This window comes from Nostocoides sp. (assembly GCF_035343835.1).
GTDB lineage: Bacteria > Actinomycetota > Actinomycetes > Actinomycetales > Dermatophilaceae > Nostocoides_A > Nostocoides_A vanveenii.
Genome location: NZ_DAOQZV010000171.1, coordinates 1 through 7,037, shown reverse-complemented (window position 1 = coordinate 7,037; position 7,037 = coordinate 1). Strand labels below are relative to the sequence as shown.

At 70.1% G+C, this 7,037-nt stretch carries 5 protein-coding genes; all 5 read left to right on the top strand.

Translation table 11 applies throughout. The features are described 5' to 3' along the window. The coding region (locus PKH97_RS11835) for a sulfotransferase domain-containing protein (RefSeq protein WP_324387662.1) at positions 1-817 on the top strand (817 nt) is incomplete at its 5' end. 4 nt (positions 818-821) lie between these two features. Next, positions 822-3,914 carry a lipid II flippase MurJ gene (locus PKH97_RS11830; RefSeq protein ID WP_324387661.1) on the top strand — a complete coding sequence of 1,031 codons (3,093 nt, stop codon included), beginning with the start codon at positions 822-824 and terminating at the stop codon, positions 3,912-3,914. Between the two features lie 15 nt (positions 3,915-3,929). Next, on the top strand, positions 3,930-5,168 hold the full coding sequence (locus tag PKH97_RS11825) for a glycosyltransferase family 4 protein (protein ID WP_324387660.1): 1,239 nt from the start codon (positions 3,930-3,932) through the stop codon (positions 5,166-5,168). After that, a complete protein-coding gene (locus PKH97_RS11820; RefSeq protein ID WP_324387658.1) occupies positions 5,169-6,332 on the top strand; it encodes a glycosyltransferase family 4 protein in 1,164 nt (387 codons plus the stop codon). It begins immediately after the preceding gene. Between the two features lie 21 nt (positions 6,333-6,353). Then, the gene (gene pth / locus PKH97_RS11815; protein ID WP_324387657.1) at positions 6,354-6,950 is read left to right on the top strand and encodes an aminoacyl-tRNA hydrolase; all 597 of its coding nucleotides are present in this window, start codon (positions 6,354-6,356) and stop codon (positions 6,948-6,950) included. Positions 6,951-7,037: the final 87 nt, after the last annotated feature.

Here is a 7,037-nt window from a genome sequence, read left to right as displayed (position 1 = left end):
GCGCACGTCCGCCGCCCTGGCCCGCCGCAAATGGCGCCGCGAGCACGCGGTCACGCCGGGTCACGCGCGCGCGGCCTTCGTGGTGGGCGTCCAGCGCTCGGGCACGAATATGCTCACCCACGGCCTCGACGCCATGCCTGAGGTCGAGGTGCACAACGAGAACGACAAGCAGGTCTTCGACCGGTTCCAACTCCGCTCGCACGCGGTGGTTGCCGAGACCGTGGCCCGCAGCAAGCACCAGGTCGTGCTGTTCAAGCCCATCTGCGACAGTCACGACACCGACCTGCTGCTGGACGCCTTCGTCGATGCCCCGAATCCGGCCCGTGCGCTGTGGGCCTTCCGCGGTGTCGATGACCGGGTGCGGTCGGCGGTCACCAAGTTCGGCAACGTCAACCAGCAGGTGATGGCGCGCATCGCCGCCACCGGCGGGGATGGCAGCTGGCAGACCGGCCGGATGACCCCGGAGGTGCTGGAGTCGATCCGCTCCTGCGACCCCGCCGCGCTGGACGCGAACTCGGGCGCGGCGTTGTTCTGGTGGGCCCGCAACTCCCTCTACTTCACCACGGGGTTGGATGCGCGTGCCGATGTCATGCCGGTCAGCTACGAGCAGGTCGTGACCGACCCGGCCGATCGCCTCACGCGAGTCTGCGACTTCCTCGGCCTGCCCTATCGCGACGCGGTCAGCGCCCACGTCGACTCCCGGGCCGCGGCTCGGGGCAATAAGGCACCCCTGGATCTCGACCCGCGGGTCCGAGCCCTGTGCGACGACCTCGGCGCCCGGCTCGACGCGGCCGCCGCCGGCGTCGACGCGCGGTGAGTCGATGACCGAATCGCGGGTGGACCCGGCGGAGGCGCGGCTCGAGAAGTCCCCCAAGGCCGTTGTCCGGCAGTCGGGGATCACCTCCGTGGTCGCGCTCGTCGGCGTGCTCTCGGGGTTGGTGCTCGACCTGGCGTGGGGGTCGGTGTTCGGCATCGGCTATGAGTCGGATGCCTTCACCTTGGCGCTGCGGCTGCCGCTGGCCATCACGGCCATCGCGATGGTCGTCGCCAATCAGGTGCTCGTGCCGACCTTCGGCGCCTGGCTGACCACGATGGGCGAGCGAGAGCGGGCCCGGGCGATGAGCGCGGTCATGCTCGCCTGCCTCGGCCTGTCGATCGTGCTGGCGCTGATCTTCTCGTTCTTCGCCTACCCCCTGATGGCCGCGATGGCGCCCGGTTTCGCCGACGAGCCCGGCAAGCTCGACCTCGCGGCCTCGATGACCCGCATCCTGGCCTGGTATGTCCCGTGCGTCATCGTCGCCGAGGTCCTGCGGTGCTGGCTGAACGCGAAGTTGGTCATCGGTTTCCCCGCCGCGATGACACTCGTGCTGAATGTGGTCTCGGTTGCCGTGATCCTGCTCGGGCCACGCTCGAACTGGGTGGTGCCGGCGGCCTATGTCGCGGGATCCCTCGTTCAGGTCCTCGCCATGGCGATCGCCGCCTTCGTCAAGGGCTGGCGGCCCGCAGCTCCCGCGTTCGGCCACCCGGAGGTCCGACGCACCCTGCGTCTGTTCAGCCGGCCCACCGTCGGTGCCGCCATGAACCCCATCGTGCGAATCGTCGAGGTGTTCATCGCCAGCGCCCTGCCGCAGGGAAGCACCACCTTGTTGCACTACGGCAACCGTCTCGCCAGCGCGGTCGGTGGCACCATCATCTTCCGCTCGATCATGGTCACCGTGCTCCCGCGCATCTCGCGGGCCTTCACCCGCGGCGACACCCCCGCCTTCCGCAGCATGACGCGGCTCGGCCTGCGCCTGATGCTCTTCCTCGCCGTGCCGATGACGATCCTCGGGGTGACGCTTGCCCCCGGTCTGACGCATGCCGTTTTCGGGCTGGTGCCGAAGTTCAAGCACGAGCAGATCGTCACGCTCGGGACCTTGATGGCCCTGTATTCCCTCAGCTTCGCCGGCTCCGGCCTCCAGCGCGCCCTTTTGGCGCCGTTCTATGCCATGCGCGATACGCGCACGCCGCTGCGCAACACCGTCTACGGCATCGTCGCCAATGTCGGCTTGCTCTTCATCCTCGATGTCGCCATGGGCGACGGTCCCAGGGCGATCTATCTCTTCCCGATCGCCTACAGCGCTTCGCAGTACGTCAATGTCGGCCACGCGTGGTGGCTGATGCGCGCGGTGCCCGGGCTGGAGCGCCTGCCATTGCTGGTGCCGATTGCCGGTAGTCTGGTGTGCGGCCTGTCCGGCGGCGCGTCCGCCATCGCGGTGACGCAGGTGTTGCCCGCTTCTGCGACAGGCCTCGCGTCCGGAGTGGGCGCCTTCGTGGGGCTGGTCGTTTCCGGGCTCGTCGGTTTCCTGGCGTTCCGCCGGGGCAGCACCGCCGGCCGCCGGGTCGTCGGCCCGGCGCAGGAATCCCATCAAGCCCCGAATATGCAAACGCCCGCCGTCGCCGGGCAGGAGGACAACCACGTGGACACGGTCGATCTGAGCAAGGCCGCGCCGCCCGCACCGGTGGCACCCGAGCCGAGCCCGAGGCGGCGCTTCGACCTGGCGACGCTCGGGACGGCGCTGCTGGGCATCGCGCTGACCGTCTACACGACCGTCGCGATCGCCGACGGCTCGAGCCACCTCGTGGCCGCCTTGCCGCTCGCGGCGATCGTCGGGATCACCCTGCTCATCGTCGCGCTCTACGACCTCGAGACCTTCGTGCTCATCGCCTTGCTCACCCGGGCGTCCATGGACGCGATCGGGGTGAACGCGCCGCATACGGCACTCGGTCTGATGCTGCTGGGCTTCGGCACGGTGTGGTTGCTGCTGCGCAAGGCGCGCCTCGGGAGCCGCTATCCGATCTCGGGCCTGGGCATCGCCTACCTGGTGTTCGTCATCGTCGCCTTCATGGGCGTGATCACGTCAGCCAATATGAAGGCCAGCCTGACCGAGTGGTCGCGTATCGCCACCATTGTTGTGGTCTTCCTCGTCGTCGAGCAGTTCGCCGCCCGCGGCAGCAAGCTGGGGCCCTTCGCCGCCGCGATCGGTCTCGGGATCGTCGTCCCCGCCACCGTCGCCTTCTCCCAACTCACCTCGGGCCAGGGCCTGTTCATTGCCGGTGGCTTCTCCCGGATCACCGGCACCTTCGATCACAGCAACCCGCTGGCCTATTTCAGCGTCGTCGTCCTGTTGCTGATGACCGCACTGGTCCCCTATACGCGCGGCGCGACGCGGGCGGGCGTGCTCTGCGTCGGTCTCCTCGCCGTGATCGTCCTCGGCTTGACCTACACCCGCAGCGCCTGGCTGGTCGCCGCCTTCGGTGTGGTGATCCTGCTGTGGCGCCGGCGGGCCGGGGCGGCCCTGGCTGTCTGCGCTGCGCTGGCGATCCTGGTCGCGGGCACCCCGATGGTCCAGAACCGCTTCGCCGACCTGGAGACGTCGGCACAACTGAGCGGTAAGCCGGCCAACTCGCTGGCTTGGCGCTGGGCCTACTGGGGCGAGTCCCTCGATGTCGCCAAGCCCAGCCCCATCGCGGGCGTCGGCCTGCGCAGCGTCGCCCAGACGACCGCCGAGGGCAAGCAACCCCACAATGACGTCATCCGCGCCTATGTGGAGTTGGGCATCCCCGGCCTGCTCTCGTATGTGCTGGTGCTGGTGCTCATGCTCTGGACCAGCTGGCGGGCCGCGGCCGATGCGGCGCGGCGGCGCTTGACCGGCATCCCGCGCGCGATCACCGAGGCCGGCTTCGTCGTTGCGGTCGCGGTCGCGATCCTCAGCGTGGTCGCGAACTTGATGTCGCAGGTCGTCGTCATGATGTATGCCGTGTCCGTCATTGCGTTGTCCAGCGGCGCCTACCTGCGCCGGCGCCGCCTCGACGCCGAGGCCGACTCTTCGGCAGATCGCGCGGCGCGCTCGATGCGCATCGTGCGCACCTAGGCGCGAGGCGTCCGCGTGCGCATCCTGCAAGTCAACAAGTTTCTCTATCGCCGCGGCGGGGCCGAGGGCTATCTGCTCGATCTCGCGGACCTCCAGCGAGCCCAGGGACATCACGTGGAGTACTTCGGGATGTCCTATCCCGAGAACCTGCCGATGCGGTATGCCGATCACTTCCCCTCGCGGGTCGACTTCGAGCCCGCTCCCGAGGCGTTGAGCAAGCGGGTCGAGCTTGTCGGGCGAATGCTCTGGTCCCGCTCGGCGGCCTCGGGCATCGCCGAGGTGATCGCCGACTTCCGGCCCGACGTCGTGCACTGCCACAACATCTACCACCAGCTCTCGCCGTCCATCCTGCGCGCGTGCGCCGCGGCCGGGGTGCCCGTCGTGATGACCCTGCACGACTACAAGCTGGCCTGCCCCACCTACCAATTCCTCGACAAGGGCGAGATCTGCACCGCCTGCGTCACCGGCGGCGTGATCCAAGCGGTCAAGCGGCGCTGCAAGGACGGCTCGCTGGCAGCCAGCGGCATCGCGGCACTGGAGGTCGGAGCGCACCGGACCCTGCGGGCATACGGGCCGGTCTCGACCTTCCTGTGTCCGAGCGTCTTCCTGCGCGACCAGATGGCCGCTGCCGGGATCGCGCCGGAGAAGTTGCTGCACCTGGACAACTTCACCGACACCGATGTGCCGGTGCGCACCGAGCCGGGAACGGGCGTGCTCTTTGCCGGGCGGCTCTCGCACGAGAAGGGCGTCGACGTGCTCATCGACGCGATGCCGGTGCTCGCCGCCGAGACTCCCGGGGCGGTTCTCGACGTCGTCGGCGACGGGCCGGACCGGGCCGAGCTGGAGGAGCGGGCGGCCAGGGTCGCTCCGGGCCTGGTGCGCTTCCACGGCCGGGTCAGCGCCGACGAGGTCCGCGCCCGGATGCGCGCCGCTGCTGTCAGCGCGGTGCCGTCGCGGTGGTATGAGAACCAGCCGTTGTCGGTCCTGGAAGCGTTCGCCAGCGGGGTGCCCGTGGTGGCCAGCGCGCTCGGTGGGCTGACGGACTTGGTCACTCCGGGCGTCGACGGGGATCTCGTCCCGGCCGAGGACCCGGCGGCACTGGCTCTCGCCTTGCGTCCCTACCTGTCCGACCCGCAGTATTCACTCCGGCACGGCGCATCCGCGCGCGAGCGGGCGCTGCGGCGACACGCGCCCGCGGAACACGCGGAGCGGATCGCGCGCGTGTACGAGGAAGCCGTCACCAGGAGGGTGTAGATGCGTATCGCAATGGTCGGGCTGCGGGGCCTGCCGGCGACCTTCGGCGGGATCGAGAAGCACGTCGAGGAGTTGGGGTGGCGGCTGGCCGAACGCGGTCACGAGGTGAGCGTCTTCTGCCGGCCGAACTATGCCGGTGACCTCGACCTGCCCACCGAGTTCGACTACGTCGCTCCCGTGGGCCGCCGGCCTGGACGCTACCGCGGGATGATCCTGCGCAACCTGCCGACGGTGGAGGGCAAGGGCGTGGAGGCCTTCGTGCACAGCGGCCTGGCCGCGGCCAGCACCGTCGGGCGCGGCTTCGACGTGGTCCACTTCCACGCCCTCGGGCCGGGCCTGTTCGCGCCCATCCCGAAGTTCCTCACGGGAGCCGGGGTGGTGCAGACCATCCACGGCCTCGATGACGAGCGGTCCAAGTGGGGCGGGCTCGGCTCTCGCCTATTACAAGCCGGCCGGTGGGTCTCGACGCGGGTCCCCGACGAGGTCGTCGTGGTGTCTCGGGAGTTGGGCCGGGTCTATTCCGAGCGCCACCACCGGGCAACCGTCTACATCCCCAATGGTGCGCCCACCGTGACCCCGGTGGCTCCGGGGGCGACCCTTGCCCGCTTCGGGCTGGAACCGGGCCGCTATGTCCTGTTTGTCGGCCGCCTGGTGCCCGAGAAGCGCCCCGATCTGCTGATTCGCGCCTTCCGCGAGGTGCCCGGCGATGCGCGCCTGGTGATCGTCGGCGACACGGCGAACACCCACGGCTACACCGGCGAACTGAAGAAGCTCGCGGCGGCCGACGCGCGCGTGGTGATGACCGGCTACCTCTTCGGCGCCGATCTCGCTCAGGTGATGACCTCGGCCGGGGTCTTCGTCCAGCCGAGCACGCTGGAAGGCCTGCCGATCACGCTGCTGGAGGCCGCGGCATACGAGCGGCCCGTGGTGGTCAGCGACATCCCCCCGCACCTCGAGGTCGTCGGCGCGTCCGCGCGGGGGCACCGGGTCTTCCCGGACGGCTCCCAGAACGACCTCACCGAGGCCATCACCGCCGAACTCGCCGACCCCGCGGGTGGGGCGGACGGCGGTCGCGAACTGGCCAAGGCGGTCCGCGCCCACTACGACTGGGACGCGGCGACCGACCAACTCATCGAGGTGTACCGGCGTGCCGGCCGCCGGTGACCTCGGCCTGGGCTTGCCGGGATGAGTGCATCGGACCCGTGGCTGATTGTGGGGCTGGGCAACCCCGGCCACCGGTATGCCCGCAATCGTCACAATGTCGGTGCCCACGTCATCGACGACCTCGCCACACGACACCGGGTGACCCTGGGCAGCCACAAGGGGGGCGCGTCCGCGGCGCGGATCCACGTGCCGGGGCCGGGCGGCATACCGGCTGTACTGGCGGTGCCCACCTCGTTCATGAACGTCTCGGGGCCGCCGGTGCGTGACCTGGCGAACTTCTACAAGATCCCGGCCGAGCGCATCGTGGTCATCCACGACGAGCTTGACATCGACTTCGGCCGCATCCGCCTCAAGCGCGGGGGCGGGGAGGGCGGCCACAACGGCCTGCGGTCGATCACGGCGAGCCTCGGCACTAAGGACTACCACCGGGTGCGCGTCGGCATCGGCCGGCCACCCGGGCGGATGGACGCCGCCGACTTTGTCCTGCGCGACTTCGACCGCCAGGAGGTGCCGGAGATCGCCGTGAGCGTCGTCGAGGCCGGCGACGCGGTCGAGCTTCTTGTCGGCGAGGGGCTGCTCGCCGCCCAACAGCGGTTCCACGCGCCGGGGCCCGTATGACGCTGGCACCCCTTCTCCCGCTGCTCGCCGGTGACGCCTCGGTCGCCGCCGCGCTCGCCGCGCTCGGCACCGACCCGCGCGCCGAGG

What these genes read in the sequence shown, in the direction of transcription:
- PKH97_RS11830 (WP_324387661.1), top strand. Translation starts at nt 822, where the DNA reads ATGACCGAATCGCGGGTGGACCCGGCGGAGGCGCGGCTCGAGAAGTCC.
- PKH97_RS11820 (WP_324387658.1), top strand. Translation starts at nt 5,169, where the DNA reads ATGCGTATCGCAATGGTCGGGCTGCGGGGCCTGCCGGCGACCTTCGGC.
- pth (WP_324387657.1), top strand. Translation starts at nt 6,354, where the DNA reads ATGAGTGCATCGGACCCGTGGCTGATTGTGGGGCTGGGCAACCCCGGC.